General features: G+C 66.8%; 21 protein-coding genes and 1 tRNA gene. 14 read left to right on the top strand and 8 right to left on the bottom strand.

The window, feature by feature from the left end:
• The first annotated feature begins 15 nt into the window (after positions 1-15).
• From AC1Q6E_RS15355 to AC1Q6E_RS15335, 5 genes are all read left to right on the top strand, one after another.
• A complete protein-coding gene (locus AC1Q6E_RS15355; RefSeq protein ID WP_152800126.1) occupies positions 16-879 on the top strand; it encodes a branched-chain amino acid ABC transporter permease in 864 nt (287 codons plus the stop codon).
• Positions 876-1,823, top strand: coding sequence for a branched-chain amino acid ABC transporter permease (locus tag AC1Q6E_RS15350; RefSeq protein ID WP_492573052.1), 948 nt, complete (start codon positions 876-878; stop codon positions 1,821-1,823). Before AC1Q6E_RS15355 ends, AC1Q6E_RS15350 begins: the two co-directional genes overlap by 4 nt.
• Positions 1,820-2,554, top strand: coding sequence for an ABC transporter ATP-binding protein (locus tag AC1Q6E_RS15345; protein WP_152800124.1), 735 nt, complete (start codon positions 1,820-1,822; stop codon positions 2,552-2,554). Before AC1Q6E_RS15350 ends, AC1Q6E_RS15345 begins: the two co-directional genes overlap by 4 nt.
• The gene (locus tag AC1Q6E_RS15340) at positions 2,551-3,273 is read left to right on the top strand and encodes an ABC transporter ATP-binding protein (RefSeq protein WP_152800123.1); all 723 of its coding nucleotides are present in this window, start codon (positions 2,551-2,553) and stop codon (positions 3,271-3,273) included. Before AC1Q6E_RS15345 ends, AC1Q6E_RS15340 begins: the two co-directional genes overlap by 4 nt.
• Before the next feature lie 461 nt (positions 3,274-3,734).
• A complete protein-coding gene (locus AC1Q6E_RS15335) occupies positions 3,735-3,971 on the top strand; it encodes a hypothetical protein (RefSeq protein WP_492573051.1) in 237 nt (78 codons plus the stop codon).
• A gap of 7 nt (positions 3,972-3,978) precedes the next feature.
• Here the strand turns inward: AC1Q6E_RS15335 and AC1Q6E_RS15330 are convergent, their stop codons facing one another.
• Positions 3,979-4,632 carry a hypothetical protein gene (locus AC1Q6E_RS15330; protein WP_492573050.1) on the bottom strand — a complete coding sequence of 218 codons (654 nt, stop codon included), beginning with the start codon at positions 4,630-4,632 and terminating at the stop codon, positions 3,979-3,981.
• A gap of 66 nt (positions 4,633-4,698) precedes the next feature.
• On the opposite strand from AC1Q6E_RS15330, the gene AC1Q6E_RS15325 reads away from it, so the two are divergent.
• The 6 genes from AC1Q6E_RS15325 to AC1Q6E_RS15300 all read left to right on the top strand — a co-directional run bounded on the left by AC1Q6E_RS15325 (position 4,699) and on the right by AC1Q6E_RS15300 (position 6,969).
• Positions 4,699-5,010 carry a hypothetical protein gene (locus AC1Q6E_RS15325; RefSeq protein ID WP_492573049.1) on the top strand — a complete coding sequence of 104 codons (312 nt, stop codon included), beginning with the start codon at positions 4,699-4,701 and terminating at the stop codon, positions 5,008-5,010.
• On the top strand, positions 5,007-5,699 hold the full coding sequence (locus AC1Q6E_RS15320; protein WP_492573048.1) for a hypothetical protein: 693 nt from the start codon (positions 5,007-5,009) through the stop codon (positions 5,697-5,699). Before AC1Q6E_RS15325 ends, AC1Q6E_RS15320 begins: the two co-directional genes overlap by 4 nt.
• On the top strand, positions 5,696-5,983 hold the full coding sequence (locus AC1Q6E_RS15315; protein ID WP_492573047.1) for a hypothetical protein: 288 nt from the start codon (positions 5,696-5,698) through the stop codon (positions 5,981-5,983). The genes AC1Q6E_RS15320 and AC1Q6E_RS15315 overlap by 4 nt, the downstream gene beginning before the upstream one ends.
• Before the next feature lie 196 nt (positions 5,984-6,179).
• Complete coding sequence (locus AC1Q6E_RS15310) at positions 6,180-6,407, top strand: hypothetical protein (protein WP_492573046.1); 228 nt, start codon at positions 6,180-6,182, stop codon at positions 6,405-6,407.
• Positions 6,407-6,739 carry a hypothetical protein gene (locus AC1Q6E_RS15305; protein WP_492573045.1) on the top strand — a complete coding sequence of 111 codons (333 nt, stop codon included), beginning with the start codon at positions 6,407-6,409 and terminating at the stop codon, positions 6,737-6,739. The genes AC1Q6E_RS15310 and AC1Q6E_RS15305 overlap by 1 nt, the downstream gene beginning before the upstream one ends.
• 14 nt (positions 6,740-6,753) lie before the next feature.
• Positions 6,754-6,969: a helix-turn-helix transcriptional regulator gene (locus tag AC1Q6E_RS15300; RefSeq protein ID WP_279820871.1), complete on the top strand. Its 216-nt coding sequence runs from the start codon at positions 6,754-6,756 to the stop codon at positions 6,967-6,969.
• Between the two features lie 91 nt (positions 6,970-7,060).
• Here the strand turns inward: AC1Q6E_RS15300 and AC1Q6E_RS15295 are convergent.
• Positions 7,061-7,137 (bottom strand) — tRNA-Pro (locus AC1Q6E_RS15295).
• Positions 7,138-7,170: 33 nt separating this feature from the next.
• Entirely contained in the window at positions 7,171-7,353 is a 183-nt protein-coding gene (locus AC1Q6E_RS15290; RefSeq protein ID WP_152800119.1) for a DUF805 domain-containing protein, read from the bottom strand.
• Positions 7,354-7,483: 130 nt separating this feature from the next.
• On the opposite strand from AC1Q6E_RS15290, the gene AC1Q6E_RS15285 reads away from it, so the two are divergent.
• Complete coding sequence (locus AC1Q6E_RS15285) at positions 7,484-8,989, top strand: aldehyde dehydrogenase family protein (protein ID WP_492573044.1); 1,506 nt, start codon at positions 7,484-7,486, stop codon at positions 8,987-8,989.
• Between the two features lie 22 nt (positions 8,990-9,011).
• On the opposite strand, the gene AC1Q6E_RS15280 is transcribed toward AC1Q6E_RS15285, so the two are convergent.
• Positions 9,012-9,824 carry an IclR family transcriptional regulator gene (locus AC1Q6E_RS15280; protein WP_152800114.1) on the bottom strand — a complete coding sequence of 271 codons (813 nt, stop codon included), beginning with the start codon at positions 9,822-9,824 and terminating at the stop codon, positions 9,012-9,014.
• A gap of 99 nt (positions 9,825-9,923) precedes the next feature.
• Here AC1Q6E_RS15280 and AC1Q6E_RS15275 point away from each other — a divergent pair, with 99 nt between their 5' ends.
• Positions 9,924-11,357 (top strand): FAD-dependent oxidoreductase, encoded by a 1,434-nt coding sequence (locus tag AC1Q6E_RS15275; RefSeq protein ID WP_492573043.1) that lies wholly within the window; start codon positions 9,924-9,926, stop codon positions 11,355-11,357.
• Positions 11,358-11,408: 51 nt separating this feature from the next.
• Positions 11,409-12,389 (top strand): Bug family tripartite tricarboxylate transporter substrate binding protein, encoded by a 981-nt coding sequence (locus tag AC1Q6E_RS15270; RefSeq protein WP_492573042.1) that lies wholly within the window; start codon positions 11,409-11,411, stop codon positions 12,387-12,389.
• Positions 12,390-12,406: 17 nt separating this feature from the next.
• Here AC1Q6E_RS15270 and AC1Q6E_RS15265 read toward each other — a convergent pair whose 3' ends face one another.
• From AC1Q6E_RS15265 to AC1Q6E_RS15250, 4 genes are all read right to left on the bottom strand, one after another.
• On the bottom strand, positions 12,407-13,342 hold the full coding sequence (locus AC1Q6E_RS15265; RefSeq protein WP_492573041.1) for an SMP-30/gluconolactonase/LRE family protein: 936 nt from the start codon (positions 13,340-13,342) through the stop codon (positions 12,407-12,409).
• Positions 13,343-13,429: 87 nt separating this feature from the next.
• On the bottom strand, positions 13,430-14,410 hold the full coding sequence (locus AC1Q6E_RS15260; protein ID WP_152793440.1) for a branched-chain amino acid ABC transporter permease: 981 nt from the start codon (positions 14,408-14,410) through the stop codon (positions 13,430-13,432).
• Positions 14,407-15,291, bottom strand: a complete 885-nt coding sequence (locus AC1Q6E_RS15255; RefSeq protein WP_152793439.1) for a branched-chain amino acid ABC transporter permease — start codon at positions 15,289-15,291, stop codon at positions 14,407-14,409. The genes AC1Q6E_RS15260 and AC1Q6E_RS15255 overlap by 4 nt, the downstream gene beginning before the upstream one ends.
• Positions 15,288-16,511 carry an ABC transporter substrate-binding protein gene (locus AC1Q6E_RS15250; RefSeq protein WP_152793438.1) on the bottom strand — a complete coding sequence of 408 codons (1,224 nt, stop codon included), beginning with the start codon at positions 16,509-16,511 and terminating at the stop codon, positions 15,288-15,290. The genes AC1Q6E_RS15255 and AC1Q6E_RS15250 overlap by 4 nt, the downstream gene beginning before the upstream one ends.
• Between the last annotated feature and the right edge of the window lie 5 nt (positions 16,512-16,516).

Below are 16,516 nucleotides of genomic sequence, written 5' to 3'. Positions count from 1 at the left end.
GCCGGAGGACGGGTGATGAACCTGCTCGCGCAAATCCTGGTCAACGGCATACTGCTCGGTGGGCTGTATGCGGTGATGGCGCAGGGCCTGGCGCTGGTGTGGGGCGTGCTGAACATCGTCAATCTTGCTCATGGCGCGTTCATCATGCTGGGCGCCTACGCGTCCTGGTATCTGTACACGGATCTTGGCGTGGATCCGTTCCTGGGGCTGCCGATCACGGCCGCAGCCCTGTTCATACTGGGCTACGCCCTCCAGCGCGGGCTGCTGAACCTGGTGGTGCGGGCGCCCATGTTCAATACGCTGCTCATCACCTTCGGCCTGGAGGTCGTGCTGACCTACCTGGCGCAACTGGCCTTCTCGGCGGACTTCCGCACGATCAATCCTCCGTATGCGGGCGACAGCTACGCGGCCGGCCCCGTGACCTTGCCCATGGCGCGGCTGGCCGCCTTCGGCGTGGCGCTGGCGCTGACGCTGGGCATGTGGCTGTTCCTGCTGCACAGCCGGCTGGGCCGCGCCATCCGCGCCACCGCGCAGAACCTCGTGGCGGCGCGGCTTTATGGGGTGGAGCCCCGCCATCTGTACGCGGTCACGTTCGGGCTGGGCCTGGCGCTGGCCGGCGCGGCCGGGGGCCTGTATGGAACCGTCTCGCAGATCAATCCCTACATCGGGGCGACGCTGACCGCGAAGTGCTTCGCCATTTCCATCATCGGCGGATTGGACAACCCCCTGGGCGTCATGGTCGGCGGGTTGTTCCTGGGCATCGTCGAATCGCTCACCACGCTGTACATCGGACCGACGTTCGCCGATGTCGCCAGTTTCGGCATCCTGGTGCTGGTGCTGTTCCTGCGGCCCAGCGGCCTGCTTGGCAGAGCGGCATGAAGGCCTGGCGCGCGATCCTGGTGCTGGCGGCGCTGGCCGTGTTGGCCGGCGTGCCCTGGTATGGCTCGGACGTGCTGGTGCAGTTCGGCATCAATACCTTGTTGCTGGCCGTGCTGGCCCAGGGCTGGAACATCATCGGCGGGTACGCCGGCTACGCGTCTTTCGGCAACTCGGTTTTCTATGGCCTGGGCAGCTATGGCGTGGCCATCGCCATGGTGCAGTGGGAACTGCCCTTCGCGGCGGGATTGGCGCTGGGCGTCGCGCTGGCGGTCGCCTTCGCGCTGCTGCTGGGCATGCCGGTGCTGCGCCTGCGCGGCCACTACTTCGCCATCGCCACGCTCGCGCTGGCACAGGTCATGACGGCCATCGTTTCCAACATCGGACTGGCTGGCCAGAACATCGGGCTGGTCCTGCCCCCGCTCAACAACGACCCGCTGTTCTACGAATTGGCGCTGGGGCTGCTGGTGCTGGCGACGCTGACCGTCGCGTGGCTGACGCGCAGCAAGTTCGGGTTCGGCCTGATCGCGATCCGGGAGAACGAGGAGGGCGCGGCCGTCATGGGGGTGAACACCACCCTCTACAAAGTGGCGGCGTTCGCGCTGTCGGGCGTGTTCAGCGCGCTGGCCGGCGGCATCCATGCCTACTGGATCACATTCCTGGATCCGGAAAGCGCGTTCGACATCGGCCTGAACGTCAAGATGATCATCATGGCCGTGTTCGGCGGGGCGGGCACCGTGCTCGGCCCCGTCGTCGGCGCCTTTTCCCTGTCGGCCATATCCGAGCTGCTGTCCAGCGAGATCACCAGCGTCGCGGGCCTGTTCTTCGGCATGGTCATCGTCGCGGCGGTGGTGCTGATGCCCCGCGGGCTGACCGATGTGCTGCGCCGCTACAAGAAATCGGGATGGCGCTATTTCATCGAAAACATCCGGATGCACAGGCTATGACCGACATCCTGGAAATCCGCAACGTCACGCGGCGCTTCGCGGGGCTGGTGGCCGTGAACCAGGTCAGCTTCACGCTGGCCGAAGGCGAGATCCTCGGCCTGATAGGACCCAACGGCGCCGGCAAGACCACCCTGGTCAGCCTGATCAGCGGCACGCTCGCGCCCACGAGCGGCGACATCCTGTACCAGGGCAAACCGATCGGCCACCTGCCCGCCTACCGCCGGGCCCGCCAGGGCATCGGCCGGACGTTCCAGATCATGCGCCCCTTCCCGGGGTTGTCCGTCCTGGACAACGTCGCGGTAGGCGCGCTGTTCGGCCGCGATGGCGGCCAGCCCGACCTGGGCAAGGCCCGGGAGCAGGCCCGCGCCTGCCTGGATTTCGTCGGCCTGGGCCGCGCGGCCGGCCAGCGGGCCGACGAGCTGGGCGGCCCAGGCCGCAAGCGGCTCGAACTGGCGAAGGCGCTGGCCATGCAGCCCCGGGTGCTGCTGTGCGACGAGGTCATGGCGGGACTGAACCTGGTCGAGATCGACGAGGTCATCGAGGTGATCCGCAAGGTGCGCGCGACCGGCATCAGCGTGCTGGTCATCGAACACGTCATCAAGGCCATCAAGAGCCTGTCGGACCGGCTGCTCGTGCTGCACCACGGTGAAAAGATCGCCGACGGGGCGCCGGCCGAGGTGCTGGCCAACGCCGACGTGGTGCAGGCCTATCTGGGCAAGCAGCGCGCATGAGCGAGCCCGCGGCCCCCCTCCTGGTCGTCGAAGGCCTGAGCGCCGGCTATGACGAGCTGCCGGTGCTGCACGACATCAGCCTCGAAGTGCGGCGCGCCGAGATCGTCGCCCTGGTCGGCAGCAACGGCGCGGGCAAGACCACCCTGCTGAGGGCGCTCTCGCGTATCCTGCCCAGCACCGGCAACATCGTGATGAACGGCCACCCGTTGTCCCGGGCCACGCCCGACCAGGCCTTCGCGTGTGGCATGGTGCAGGTGCCCGAGGGGCGGCAGCTCTTCGACCGCATGACGGTTCAGGACAACCTGCTGATGGGGGCCTACCGGCGCACCGCCAAGGCCGACATCGCGCGCGACCTGGACAAGGTCTACGGCTTGTTTCCGCGTTTGTCGGACCGGCGCCGGCAGCTTGCCGGCAGCATGTCCGGCGGCGAGCAGCAGATGTGCGCCATGGCCCGCGCGCTGATGGCCGCGCCCGTGCTCATGATGATCGACGAAATGAGCCTGGGGCTCGCTCCCGTGGTGGTCGAGCAGTTGATGAGTGTATTGGCCGACATCCAGCGCGAGGGGGTGACGACGTTGCTGGTCGAGCAGGACATCCACCTGGCCTTGTCGACGGCGGATCGCGGCTATGTCATGGAGACGGGCCGGATCGTGCATGGCGGATCCGCGAAGTCGCTGTTGACCGACGAGAAAGTCCGGCAGGCGTATCTGGGGGTCTGAAAGATAGAGGCTTGGCAGGGACGACTGCGACGGCGACAGCCCATAGGCGCCTGTGACGGCTTCCGCGACGGTTTACCCATCGGCCGGAAAAGACGAAGGCCTTAGACGGGTTGAAGCGTCTAAGGCCTTGATTTCATTGGTCGGGGCGGCGGGATTCGAACTCGCGACCTTCTGCTCCAAAATTACATCAAGCTGGACGGCGGCGGATTTGATTGGACAGAAAATTTCTTTAATATCAACGATTTAGTTCGTTTCCGATTTCCGCTATTATTCGCTAGTGTCCGCCGGAATCCGCCGCGCGGTGTACCCATGGGGCCTCGTGGTTGCGCACGCCGCACGCCACATGCTCGACCCGGTGGGCCGGTATGGCCGGCCTGCCACCAGCACGCCCGAGTTCGATGAGTACCAGGCGGCTATGACCGCGCCCGGGAACTGCTTGTACAGCATCCGTAGGAGCCAGCATGCACCAGCGACCCAGCGCCACGGCGGCGCGCCCCGTGCGCCTGCTCACCCCGACCGTGCCGCGCCATGTTCATGAGAGCGCATGCACCGCGCGAGACACGGCCCAGCGGCTCTATGTCAAGCAGGCCGCGGCGCTGCACCAGCGGTCCGTCGACCATCTGGCGGCGCTAGACGATAACCACCGCCTGCGCCAGCTTCTTGCGGCCAATGGCATTGATCCGGAACTGCGGCCATGAGGTCCATTCACTTTTGGTTTTTGGGAAGGTCTGGCGCTTTCCATCCGTCATAGACTTTTTCAATGCGCGCAATGGCGTCGTAGCACGCTTTCCCATTGGCGGCATCAGTCCGCAACAGATCCAGACGTATTTGAAAGCGTGCATTACCTTCTGGAAGGTCAAAGCGCAAATCCGCTATCGACTGCGCAATGTCGAGGGCGTGGTCCATCGCGTTGCGCAGGTTGAACGCGCGATGTCCTATGTACGCGTAGGGGATTTCATGGAGAGGCATGGCGTCAATGGCGCTTATGCACGCCGCCAAAGCTCGCTTGCGCTCTCCAGCGTAGAGCCGGGCATTCTCGGTGAATCCCTTACTTTCCAGCTCCTTGAGCGTGTCAGCCAGAGTGATCTCAAACTGTCGAAATAACTCGACAACCGCTTCGAGCGATTGCTTTCGCCGTGCTGCCTCCTGGCGACGGGCCGCCTGAACCTGATGCAGGCCAATCCAGGCGGCGCCGGCAATCGCAACGATTGCACCAAGCGCTTGTACCCAAGCAGCCCAGTTGCCTGCGTTCGCGCCGAAATGGCTCACCAAGCGCTCGAAGATCCACGACAGAGCGATGACCGCCAGAAGTGCACCACACAAGTAAGCAATTCGGTCCAACACGTCGAAAACTTTCATCATTCTCCCCTTCGGACTGGATCGTATGCGAACTCCCGCGAGGTGTCAGCATGAGCACACGTCGATGTGTCGTTCCACTTGGTGGCGGGGCAGCGGTTCGACCCCAATGGGCAGTGGGCACAGGGCAAGCCGACCGTGCGCACTGCCAAAGGCCGGCCGGTCCTGGAAGCGCACGAGGTTTGTGTTGGAATCAATCTGAGCCTGCCGCGTGGCTTGTTCGTTCGGCCCGCGCTGCGCGCGAATCTTGTCGTGCCCGATGCGGCCGCGCCGATTCAGATCACGCCTGAGGTTGCATCAAACATTGTGGAAGTCGTGCGCGACCAGCTCGGCATCGTTCTGCATGTCCAGGCACCAGCATTGCCGGAGGATCAACTATGACTTTCAGTTTCATCGTGGGGGTGGTCGTGGGCGTGCTGTTTGGTGGCACGGTCGGCCTGGCGGTCGCCAGCCTCTGCGCAGCAGCCCGCGATATGGATGATGCCCGGCCCGAAGACGATAGGGCAGACACCGCCGCATTGGGCGCGCTGCGCGTTGGGGGGGTGACGGACGGGCGGAGCTACGCCGGCAGGCCCGCGGCCCCGCAGGAAGATGTGCCCAAGTATCGCGTGTTGCAACGAGGCGAAGTTATTCAGGCAGACGACGAATTCCTCTCTGATGACGGCGCGATGTGGCTGGGAGACTCCGCCGGTGTTTTTATCGGGATGCCGCATGCCTCAGGTGTTCTGAAAGGCGCGCGTCGGTGGATCGACGCTGCCCCCGCACCCCCGAACGGGGAGGCGAACATGCATGACCTAGCGCCGGCGATAAACCTGCGCTGCGAAAAAGCAGTCTGCGACACTTTTCTCGCTGCCGTCGGTTCGTGCTTCGCACGCGGCTCGAATGGCCTTGTCGTTGTGGGTAAGCCCAAGGTAGATCGAGAGAGCTACCACGCAAAGCCCGATCAGCAGTGCCCCCGCGATCAGTTTCGGTTTTTCCATGTCACGCCTCGCGCCCCTTCATTCGAATCGAGATGCTACAGCAACTGTCGCCGGCTCCTGGCCCTTGCGAGTAAGACGGAGGGAGCATGACCGAAGCACTGAAGCGCACTCGCCCCCTGCCGCGTGTCCGCAAGGCCTGGGGAACAAGCGCCAACGTGGACGGTGAAGTGCTCCAGTATCCCGAGGGCGAAATAGCTAGCTTCGGCGATGTCTGCTTTCGGGATGGATATCGGGCTGCCATGGACGCCGTGCGCGGTGCCATGAAGGGCCAGGGGATGGAGCTGGTGGAGTCCTACTCCGACCATCAGCGGCGAGAGGATGACGCCTGGGCCGAATACAACGCAGGCCGCGGGCCGCATCCGACGAGGCGGTAATGGCGCGCGAGTCCATCCAGATCGAGCAGGGCGAAGAATTGCAGTGCACGCGATGCCGCGAGTTTTGGCCCGCCGATGATGAATTTTTTAGCCGCACCAGCGACAACCGCGATGGGTTCAAGAGCTGGTGCAAGGCATGTTTGAACGGATACGACCGCGACTGCGCGGCGCAACGGAGATCCATGGAGGGAGCACGATGACCTACACCCTGGCCCAGCTCGAACTGTCGGCCGGTGCCTACTGCGAGATCGCAGACAAGCTGCGGGCCGCCGGCTACGAGCACGCCATCGGCGACGACGGCATGCTGGACATGACCGGCGTGGGCGTGACGTGCAGCGCGCCAACGGGCGATCCGTCGCCCGAATGCCACCCCACCGACATCTGCGCCGGCTGCCGGTGCAAGTTCGCGCGAAGGGGAAGGTGATGATGGCCCTTGCTCCAGATATCCCCGCAGGCTGCGAAATGACCCGGAACTGGGCCGTAACAGTACGGGCCGAGGGCGCCGACATCCTAACCATCTCGTCTGAGCACCTGGCTGGCGTTGCCGACATCGCGCCCTGGGCGTTCACGATCCGCGGGTGTGCGCGACACCTGGTGGCGTTCGTCGGTCCACAGACAATCGACATCGACGCCATCGCGCTCGACGTGGCCCGCGAAATCAAGAAGCTGGACCCGATCGCGATGCGCGGGGGGCATACGCAATATCTGGCCGCCATCCAGGACCTGGTGGCCGACGGCATCCGCGCCGTCCTATAAACCGAGGAAGGGAAATGAGCAACACCAGCCAGCACACCGAATCGCTCTTGAGGCTCGAACGAGTCATGGACCGTGTAGGCCTGGGGCGCACTTCCATCTATGACGAAGTGAAGGCGGGAACCTTCCCCAGGCCGGTCAAGCGGGGGAAGCGCTCCCTCTGGGTTGAGTCCGAGGTTGATGCCTGGATTGCCGGTGCGATCACCGAGTACCGAACCGGCAAGAATCCGTAGATGTCCGCTGACAGCCGCGACGCGGTGTACCCATGGAGCGGAAAAGACAAAGGCCTTAGACGGGTTGAAGCGTCTAAGGCCTTGATTTCATTGGTCGGGGCGGCGGGATTCGAACTCGCGACCCTCTGCTCCCAAAGCAGATGCGCTACCAGGCTGCGCTACGCCCCGACGGACCCGCATTGTACCTGATGCTCAACCCCTTCACGGCTCCGCCGGCCATTTCTTGAACGCGAACACCCAATAAGCCACGAGGTTCGCCACCGGGACCAGCAGCAGCAAGGCCCACCAGCCCGAATGGCCGGTGCGTTTCAGGACCTTGCCCGCCGGTACGCAAACGATGACCGCGTAAAGCAGGGCCACGACCACTTTCCAGATGATGTCCATGCATCTCCCCCGTGGGTGCCGGCCTGCCGGGCCGGAATGGCCGGCGCGCCAGGGTAATATCTTTCCATGCGGGCCGGGCCGCGTCCATCCGTCAGATGGGCGCGGCGGCAGATCGGCCAAGGAGAGCTTCATGAACGAACAAGGGACCCTGGATCGCCTGGAACCGGGGATGGTGATTCCTTACGGCGGCAATCGGTATACGCGGGTGGACGCGGAACTGGCGCGCGTTTTCGAGGCGGGCGACCGCCTGTTGGTGGCGCAGGAAAGCGGGGCGCTGCTGCGGATTCCCGGGCAGGTGGACGAGGTCGTCCGTGCCCGGGTGGGCGAAGCGCGCGCGGCTTTCGATGCGCTGGCGCAGGCGCGGCCGGGGGCGGTGGACCGGTTTTACGAGACGTTTGCCGACGCGCTGGAGCGCGACGAGGTCTGGCAGCAGGTGGTGGCGGCCAACGAGGAGGACGTGCGGCGCGCGCAGCAGCGCGGCCGTTCGACGACGCGGCTGAGGGTGTCGGACAAGATGCGCGCCGCGATGGTCGAGGGGCTGCGTGTCTGGCCCGGTCTGGCGGCGCAGGACGACCGGGTGCTGGGCAGGGTGGACCATGGCGACTGGCAGGTCGATGTGCTGCGGGTGCCGCTGGGCGTGGTGGCTTTCGTGTTCGAGGGCCGGCCGAACGTGCTGGTGGACGCCTGCGGTGTGCTGGCCAGCGGCAATACGGCGGTGCTGCGGATAGGCAGCGATGCGCTGGGTACGGCCAGCGCGCTGTTGCGTTGCGCGTTGCGGCCGTCGCTGGAGGCGGCGGGGCTGCCGCAGGGCGCGGTCAGCCTGGTGGAGGTCGAGGACCGCGCCGCGGGCTGGGCGATGTTCAGCGACAACCGGTTGGCGCTGGCGGTGGCGCGCGGCTCGGGCACGGCGGTGATGCAGTTGAGCAGCGTGGCGCGCCAGGCCGGCGTGCCGGTCAGCGCGCACGGTACGGGCGGCGCCTGGCTGGTGGCGGATACCAGCGCGGACGGCGAGCGTTTCGAGCGCGCGGTGCGCCATTCGCTGGACCGCAAGGTCTGCAATACGCTGAATGTATGTTGCATCGTGCGGGAGCGTGTGGCGGACCTGATGCCCCGTTTCCTGCGCGCCATCGACGAGGCGGGGGCGGCCTTGAGCGGGACGCCGCGCCTGCATGTCGCGCCTTCGGCCGAGTCCTTCGTGCCGGCGGAGCTGTTCCAGCGCCGCACGCTGGTCCGGCGCGCGGAAGGCGACCTGGACGAGCCCTATGCCAGCCCGTTGCCCGAAGCGCGGCTGGGGCAGGAGTGGGAGTGGGAAGAAACGCCGGAGCTGTCGCTGGTGGTGGTGGAGTCGGTGGACGAGGCGGTCGCCCTGTTCAACCGCTACAGCCCGCGCTTCGTGGCCAGCCTGATCGCCAGCGAGCCGCAGGCGCACCAGCGTTTCCGGCTGCGCATCGATGCGCCGTTCGTGGGCGATGGCTTCACGCGGTGGGTGGATGGCCAGTATGCGCTGGGCAAGCCGGAACTGGGGCTGTCGAACTGGGAGCACGGCCGCCTGCTGGGCCGCGGGGGCGTCCTGACGGGCGCCGATCTGGCCGCCGTGCGGCTGGTGGCCACGACCGCGCAGGAGCAGCACCGCTAGCTCCCGCCGTGTCCGGGACCGCCTATAGCGTAGGCAGCCGGGCGGCGGTATGCGCCGCCTCGGCGCGCAGCAGGGCCACCACTTCGCGCTGGCGCCTGCCCGAGAGGCGTTCGGTGACGGCGGCGACGCTGAGCGCGGCCACGGGGCGTCCGGCGGCATCGACGACCGCCACGCCCACCGCGCTGACCCCGGGGATGATCATGTCGCCGTTATAGCCGTATCCCAGCCTGCGCGAGGTGTCGACCATGCGCCGCATGGCCGCCGCGCGCTCGGCCGAGAAGCGGGCCAGGTAGGAGGTGCTGGCCGCCGATGCCGCCGCCGCTTCGTCGGCGGGCAGGCGGGCGAGGATGGCGGCGCCGCCGGCCGAGACGCACAAGGGACGGCGCGCGCCCACTTCCACGGTCAAGGCCTTGAGCGGATAGCCGCCCTCGCGGCGATCCACGCATACCGATTCGTGTCCGCTGCGGATGTTGAGAAAGGCCGTGTCGCCGGTGTCGGCGGCCAGCCGGTCGAGCGAAGGCCCGCCCACGGCCCGCCAGTCGTGGCGGGGAGCGGCGGCGACGCCGAACTCGAACGCCAGCCTGCCCAGCGTGTAGTGCTGGGTGTGGGGCAGGCGGGCCGCCATTTCTTCGCGCATGAGCGCGGCCAGGATACGGTGGACGGTGGCATGGTGCAGTTCGCAATAGTCGGCCAGTTCGGACAGCCTCCAGCCGGAGCGGCGGCTAGAGAGTGCCCGCAGGATGCGGAATGCACGTTCGAGCAACTGGGTGCCGGGAACGGGAACGTCGCCCGGGCCGTGCCCGCCGGTGGCAGGCGGTAGCCATCGTTTGTTCATGATGTAAACATCCAGCCTCTGCGAATGTTCATGAAAGACCGCTGGAAACCCATAATCCTCATCATCGTATTGAACCTGTCACGAGGATTTTTTCGAATCATGAACACATTGTCGCAGAGCGGGCCGGTGTCCCGCGATACCGGCATGCAGGACGAGCGGGCCGACGTGGTGGTGCTGGGGGCCGGGGCGGCGGGCGTATGCGCCGCGTTGGCCGCCGCCCGGGGGGGCGCGCGCACCGTCCTGGTCGACGCCGGGCCGATGCCGGGCGGCGAATTGCTGACCGGCATGGCGGTCGATGGCGCGTTGAACGCGCGGGGCGAGTGGATACTCGGCGGCGTCGGGCGCGCGCTGTTCGACGAGTGCGCGCGCCTGGGCGGCTACATCGGTCCGCTGAACGACTGGCGCCTGATCCACTACGTGTGCTTCGATCCCGAGGTGATGAAGCTCGCGGTGGCGCGGCTGCTGGCCCGGAGCGGCGTCGAACTGTGGCTGCAGAGCTTCATGACCGGCGTCGAACAGGAGGCGGGCGAGGTGCGGGCGGTGCGTGTCCAGAACAAGCACGGCACCGTCCGGCTGGCGGCTCCCGTGTTCATCGACGCATCGGGCGACGGCGACCTCGTCGCGCAGGCGGGCGGGACGTTCGACATTGGCGGGGAGGGCGGGGAGTTCCAGCCGCTGTCGCTGATGTTCCGCATGAGCGGCGTCGACACGCCGGCGCTGCTGCGCTTCGTGCGGGAGGCGCCGCGGCATTTCGCCCTGGGGGAGAGCGAGGCGATACGCGGCGGGAGAAGCGACGACGAGATTGCCCGGGCGTTGATCGAGCAGGCGCAGCCCACCGTGTTCATCAAGGGCGATGGTCCGCTGCTGGCGCAGGCCATCGACCAACAGCGCATGTATCCGACCGCGCTGATCATGATCCAGCCGACCTCGGCCGCGCGGCGCGAAGTCTGCCTGAACACCACGCGCATCGCCAACGTCAATGCCTTGCACACCCGTGAATTGGGGCGGGCCCTGGATACGCTGACCGGGCAGATCGAAACATGCGTGCGTTTCATGCGTGACAGCGTGCCGGGTTTCGGCGATGCGGTTTTTTCAGGCATGGCGCCGCGCATCGGCATTCGCGAGACCCGCCGCCTGCACGGCGAAGCCACCCTGTCGCGGGAGGACGTGCTGCGGGCCCGCAAGCGCGAGGACGGCATAGGCAAGGGCAGCCATCATGTCGATATCCACCAGGACGGCACCGGCCAGATCCGGATTCCGGTGGACGGCGGCGGATCGTACGACATCCCGTGGGGCTGCCTGTTGCCTGTCGGCCTGCGCAACGTGGCGCTGGCCGGCCGCTGCGTCTCGGCGGATCGCGCCGCGCACGGCTCGGTGCGTGTCATGGGGCCCTGCATGGCCATGGGCGAAGCGGCGGGTACGGCCGCGGCGCTGGTCCTGGCGCAGGAGGCGCGCGCGTTCCGGTCCTTGCCGGTATCGCGCCTGCGCGCCAGGCTGAAGGAAAACGGCGCCATTCTCGATGGCACGCATTGATCGACGCACGAACAGACCGGCGGACATGCCGGCGCGAGGGAGGAGTTCCGCATGAAGCAGACAATCGCATTCCGGTGGCGCCGGGGCCTGCTGGCCCTGGCCGCGGGCCTGGCCGCGCAGGCGGCGTGGAGCGCCGATTATCCGTCCGGCCCGATACGCATGATCGTTCCTTTCGGGGCGGGAGGGTTGACGGACATCCTGGCGCGCCTGATCGCCGAGAAGCTCGGAGAACAGCAGGGCTGGACGGTGGTCGTGGAGAACCGGCCGGGCGCGGGTGGCAACATCGGCGCCGAGGCGGTGGCGCGCAGCGCGCCCGACGGGCAGACCCTGCTGATGGGATCGATCGGGACCAATGCCACCAATCCCTTCGTCTACAAGAGCACCCGCTACGACCCGCAGAAGGATTTCGCCCCGGTCGCGATGGCCGGCGCCGGGACGCTGCTGCTGGTGGTCAATCCGCAACTGCCGGTACATGACATGAAGGAGCTGATCGCCTATGCCAAGGCCAATCCCGGCAAGCTGTCCTACGCGACCGGCGGGCAGGGCGCGTCGCAGCACCTGGCCGGGGAGTTGCTGCAGGCCATGGCCGGCATCCGCCTCCAGCACGTGCCCTACAAGGGCATCGCGCCCGCCATGCCCGACCTGTTCAGCGGGCGGGTGGACATGACCTTCGACATGGCGACGGTGCTGCCCTATGTCCAGCAGGGCAAGCTGCGGCCGATCGCGGTGGCCAACGCCAAGCGCTCGGTCTCGCTGCCCGACGTGCCGACCATCGCCGAGGCCGGGGTACCGGGCTATGCGGCCAGCGCCTGGTACGGCGTCTTCGCGCCGGCGCACACGTCCCCCGGAATCGTCCTGAAGCTGAACCAGGCCATCAACAAGATCGTGTCCTCGCCCGCGGTGCGGGATCGCCTGGTCACGCTGGGGGCCGAGCCCAATCCGATGTCGGTGGCCGAGTTCGGCGCTTTTACGAAGGCCGAGTCGGTCAAGTGGGAAAAAGTCCTGCGGCAGTTGAACCTGCAGCTCGACTAGGGCGTGGCCGCCGCAGGCTAGCCGCCAGCCACGCCCTGCGTATTGACGTACAGCGCGTAGATGGATGTGCTGGCGGCCATGAACAGGCGGTTGCGGTGCCGTCCGCCGAAGCACAGGTTGGCGCAGCGTTCCGGCAGCGCGATGTGGCCGATCGCCTCGCCGTCCGGCGCGAATACGCGCACGCCGTCCAGTTCCTCGCTGCCCATGCCCCAGCCGCACCACAGGTTGCCGTCCACGTCCACGCGCAGGCCGTCGGGGGTGCCGGGGCCGGCATCGATGGCGACGCGCCGGTTCGACAGCTTCCCGTCCGCCGCGACATCGAATGCCAGGATGCGGCGCGGCTTGGCGCGCGACTCCACCACGTACAGCACGGACTCGTCGGGCGAGAAGGCGAGGCCGTTGGGGCTGGCGATGTCGTCGGCCATCACCTCGGCCCGGCCGGTGTCCGGGTCGAGCCGATAGAGGTTGGCCGGCAATTCCTGCTCGGCCGGGAGGCCCTGGTAGTAGCCTGCGATGCCAAAAGGCGGATCCGAGAACCAGACCGTGCCGTCGGATCTGACGACGACGTCGTTGGGGGAGTTGAGCGGTTTGCCGTCGTGGCGGTCCATCAGCACGGTGACGGCGCCGTCGTGCCCGGTGCGGATCACCCGGCGGCCGCTGTGCTCGCAGGTGACGAGGCGGCCCTGCCGGTCGCGGGTCATGCCGTTGGCATGGCCGGACGGCGAGCGGAAGACGCTGACCGCGCCGGTGATCTCGTCCCAGCGCATGACCCGGTCATTGGGGATGTCGCTCCAGAGCAGGTAGCGGCCGTCGCCGAACCAGACCGGGCCTTCGTTCCAGCGGCAGCCGGTGGCCAGGCGCTCGACCGCGGCCGAGGGCAGCCGGTATTGTTCGAACCGGGCGTCGAACGCGCGGACGGCGGGGTCGGGATAGCGCTGCGATGCTTGCCACATGGTTGCTCCTGGCGGGGCGCGGGAACGCCCGGATCCCTCGATTGTCGATGATCGGGGCGCGGGCCGCCAGCCCGCCGGGGCGGTCCGCTAGGCGCGATGGCGGCGCCGGTCCAGCCACGCCGCCAGCTCGCCCACGATGCCGCGCCGGAAAGCCAGCACGCAGACGACGAAGATCAGGCCGGTCACGATGGTGACGGCATCCCCCAGGTTGCCGAACCAGCCGATGCCGGTCGTGTCCGCCAGCGCGGTGCCCCATTCGCCTATCTTGTTTTCGACCAGGACGATGATGAGCGCGCCCACCATGGGGCCGGTCAGGGTGCCCATGCCGCCCACCAGCGTCATGAGGATGACGAGGCCGGACATTTGCCAGACCACGTCGCTGAGCGTGGCCGAGATGAACACCACCGATTTCGTCGCGCCCGCCAGTCCGGTCAGCGCGGCGGACAGCACGAAGGCCAGCAGCTTGTAGCGGTTGACGTCGTAGCCCAGCGAGGTGGCGCGTGCCTCGTTATCGCGTATGGCTTTCAGGACCTGGCCGAAGGGCGATTGCACCGTGCGGTAGATCAGGAGGACGCCGAACAGGAAGATCGCCAGCACGACGTAGTACAGCGCCATGTCGTTGCCCAGGTCGATGTGGCCCAGCAGCGTGCCGCGCGGGATGGCCTGCAGTCCGTCCTCGCCGCCGGTGAAGGGGGCCTGAAGGTAGAAGAAATAGAGCATCTGCGCGATGGCCAGCGTGATCATCGCGAAATAGATGCCGCTGCGCCGGATGGCGAGCCCGCCCATGACCAGTCCGATCGCGGCGGCGACCGCCACGCCGAACAGGATGCCCAGTTCGGTGGGCAGTCCCCAGGTCTTGAGCGCGTAGCCGGTGGCATACGCCGCGCTGCCCAGGAAGGCGGCGTGCCCGAACGACAGCAGTCCGGTGTAGCCCAGCAGCAGGTTGAATGCGCAGGCGAAGAGGGCATAGCACATCAGCTTCATCGCGAAGATGGGATAGACGCCGAGGTAGGGCAGCACGCCCAGTCCCAGCGCGAGCGCCAGGCAGCCGGCGAGATGTCGGTTCATGTGGCTTTTCCAAACAGGCCAGCGGGCCGCGCGAGCAGCACGAGGGCCATCAGCACGAAGACGACGGTGTTCGACGCCTCGGGATAGAACACCTTGGTGAAGCCCTCGATCACGCCCAGGCCCAGCCCGGTCAGGATAGAGCCCATGATGGACCCCATGCCGCCGATGACCACCACCGCGAAGACGACGATGATCAGGTTCGAACCCATCAGCGGCGACACCTGCTGCACGGGCGCGGCCAGCACGCCGGCGAAGGCGGCCAGCGCGACGCCGAAAGCGTAGGTCAGCGTCACCATGAGCGGCACGTTGACGCCGAATGCTTCCACCAGGCGCGGGTTCTCGGTGCCGGCGCGCAGGTAGGCGCCCAGGCGCGTGCGCTCGATCACGTACCAGGTGGCCAGGCATACCGCCAGCGACGCCGCCACGACCCAGGCCCGGTAGTTGGGCAGGACCATGAAGCCCAGGTCGGTGGCGCCCTGCAGCAGGTCGGGCACGGGATAGGACTGCCCGGAGACCCCATAGAAGCTGCGGAACAGCCCCTCTATCAGCAGTGTCAGGCCGAAGGTCAGCAGCAGGCCGTAGACGTGGTCGAGCTTGTACAGCCAGCGCAGCATCGTGCGTTCGATCACGATGCCCAGCACCGCGACCGCCAGCGGCGCCAGCACCAGCATCCACCAATAGCCCAGCCCCAGGTACTGCAAGCCCAGCCAGGCCAGGAAGGCGCCGACCATGTACAAGGCCCCGTGCGCGAAGTTGATGACGTTGAGCAGGCCGAAGATGATGGCCAGCCCGAGCGACAGCACCGCGTAGAAGGAACCGTTGACGAGCCCGAGCAGCAACTGCCCGAGCATCGCCTGCAGCGGGACGCCAAAGATCGTCATGACTTCTTCAGCAACGGGCACTTGGATTCGGCGGGAGTGGTGTAGACCTTGTCGCCGGGCAGTTTCTGGGCCACCTTGTAGTAGTCCCAGGGGCCCTTGGATTCCTTGGGCGTCTTCACCTGGAACAGGTACATGTCGTAGATCATGCGTCCGTCCGCGCGCACGTAGCCGTCACGGGCGAACATGTCGTTGATCTTGTTCGACTTGAACCATTTCATGATGGTGTCGGGGTCGTCCGTGCCCGTGGTCTTGACCGCCTTCAGGTAGAAGGAAGCCGCCGAGTAGTCGGCCGCCTGCAGCGACGAGGGCTTGCGCTTGAGCTTCTGTTCGAACTTGGCGGCCCAGGCGCGCGACTCGTTGCTCTGGTCCCAGTACCAGCCGTCGGTCAGGTAGAGTCCTTGCGTGGCGTTCAGCCCCAGCGTGTGGATGTCGTTGATGAATACCAGCAGGCCGGCGATCTTCATGGTCTTGGTGACGCCGAACTCCGCCGCTGCCTTGGTGGCGTTGATGAAGTCGCCGCCGGCGTTCGCCATGCCCAGGATCTGCGCCTTGGAGGCCTGGGCCTGCAGCATGAAGGACGAGAAATCCGAGGCCGCGAGGGGGTGGCGGATCGACCCCACCACCGTGCCGCCGGCCGCCTTGACGACCGCGCTGGTGTCGGCTTCCAGCGAGTGGCCGAAGGCGTAGTCGGCGGTCAGGAAGAACCAGCTCTTGCCGCCCTGGGCCACCACGGCCGACCCGGTGCCCCGCGCCAGCGCGACGGTGTCATAGGCGTAGTGGACGATGTAGGGCGAGCAGTCTTCGTTGGTCAGGCGCGACGAGCCCGCGCCGATGACGATGTAGGGAATCTTTTTTTCGGTGGCCACCGTGGCCATCGCCAGCGCGGTGGAGGAGTTGGTGCCGCCTATCAGGAGATCCAGTCCCTGCTGGTCTATCCATTCGCGGGCGCGGGCCGACGCGATGTCGGGTTTGTTCTGGTGGTCGGCGTACAGGACCTCGATCTTCTTGCCGTTGATCTGGCCGCCGGCGTCGGCAACGGCCATGCGTATGGCCTCGGCCCCCGCCGGGCCGTCGATGTCGGCATAGACGCTCGATCCGTCTGTGATGAAGCCTATCTTGATGACATCGCCGGAAATCTTCGGCGCCTGCGCCAGCGTCGGCGCGGTGGATCCCAGGACCAGGCCGGCCGCGATGGCCGCTACTAGGGCTTGCTTCTTCATGCGCG

This window comes from Pigmentiphaga sp. MLSB6-MA01 (assembly GCF_058793475.1).
This window is presented reverse-complemented; position numbering and strand designations above follow the sequence as displayed.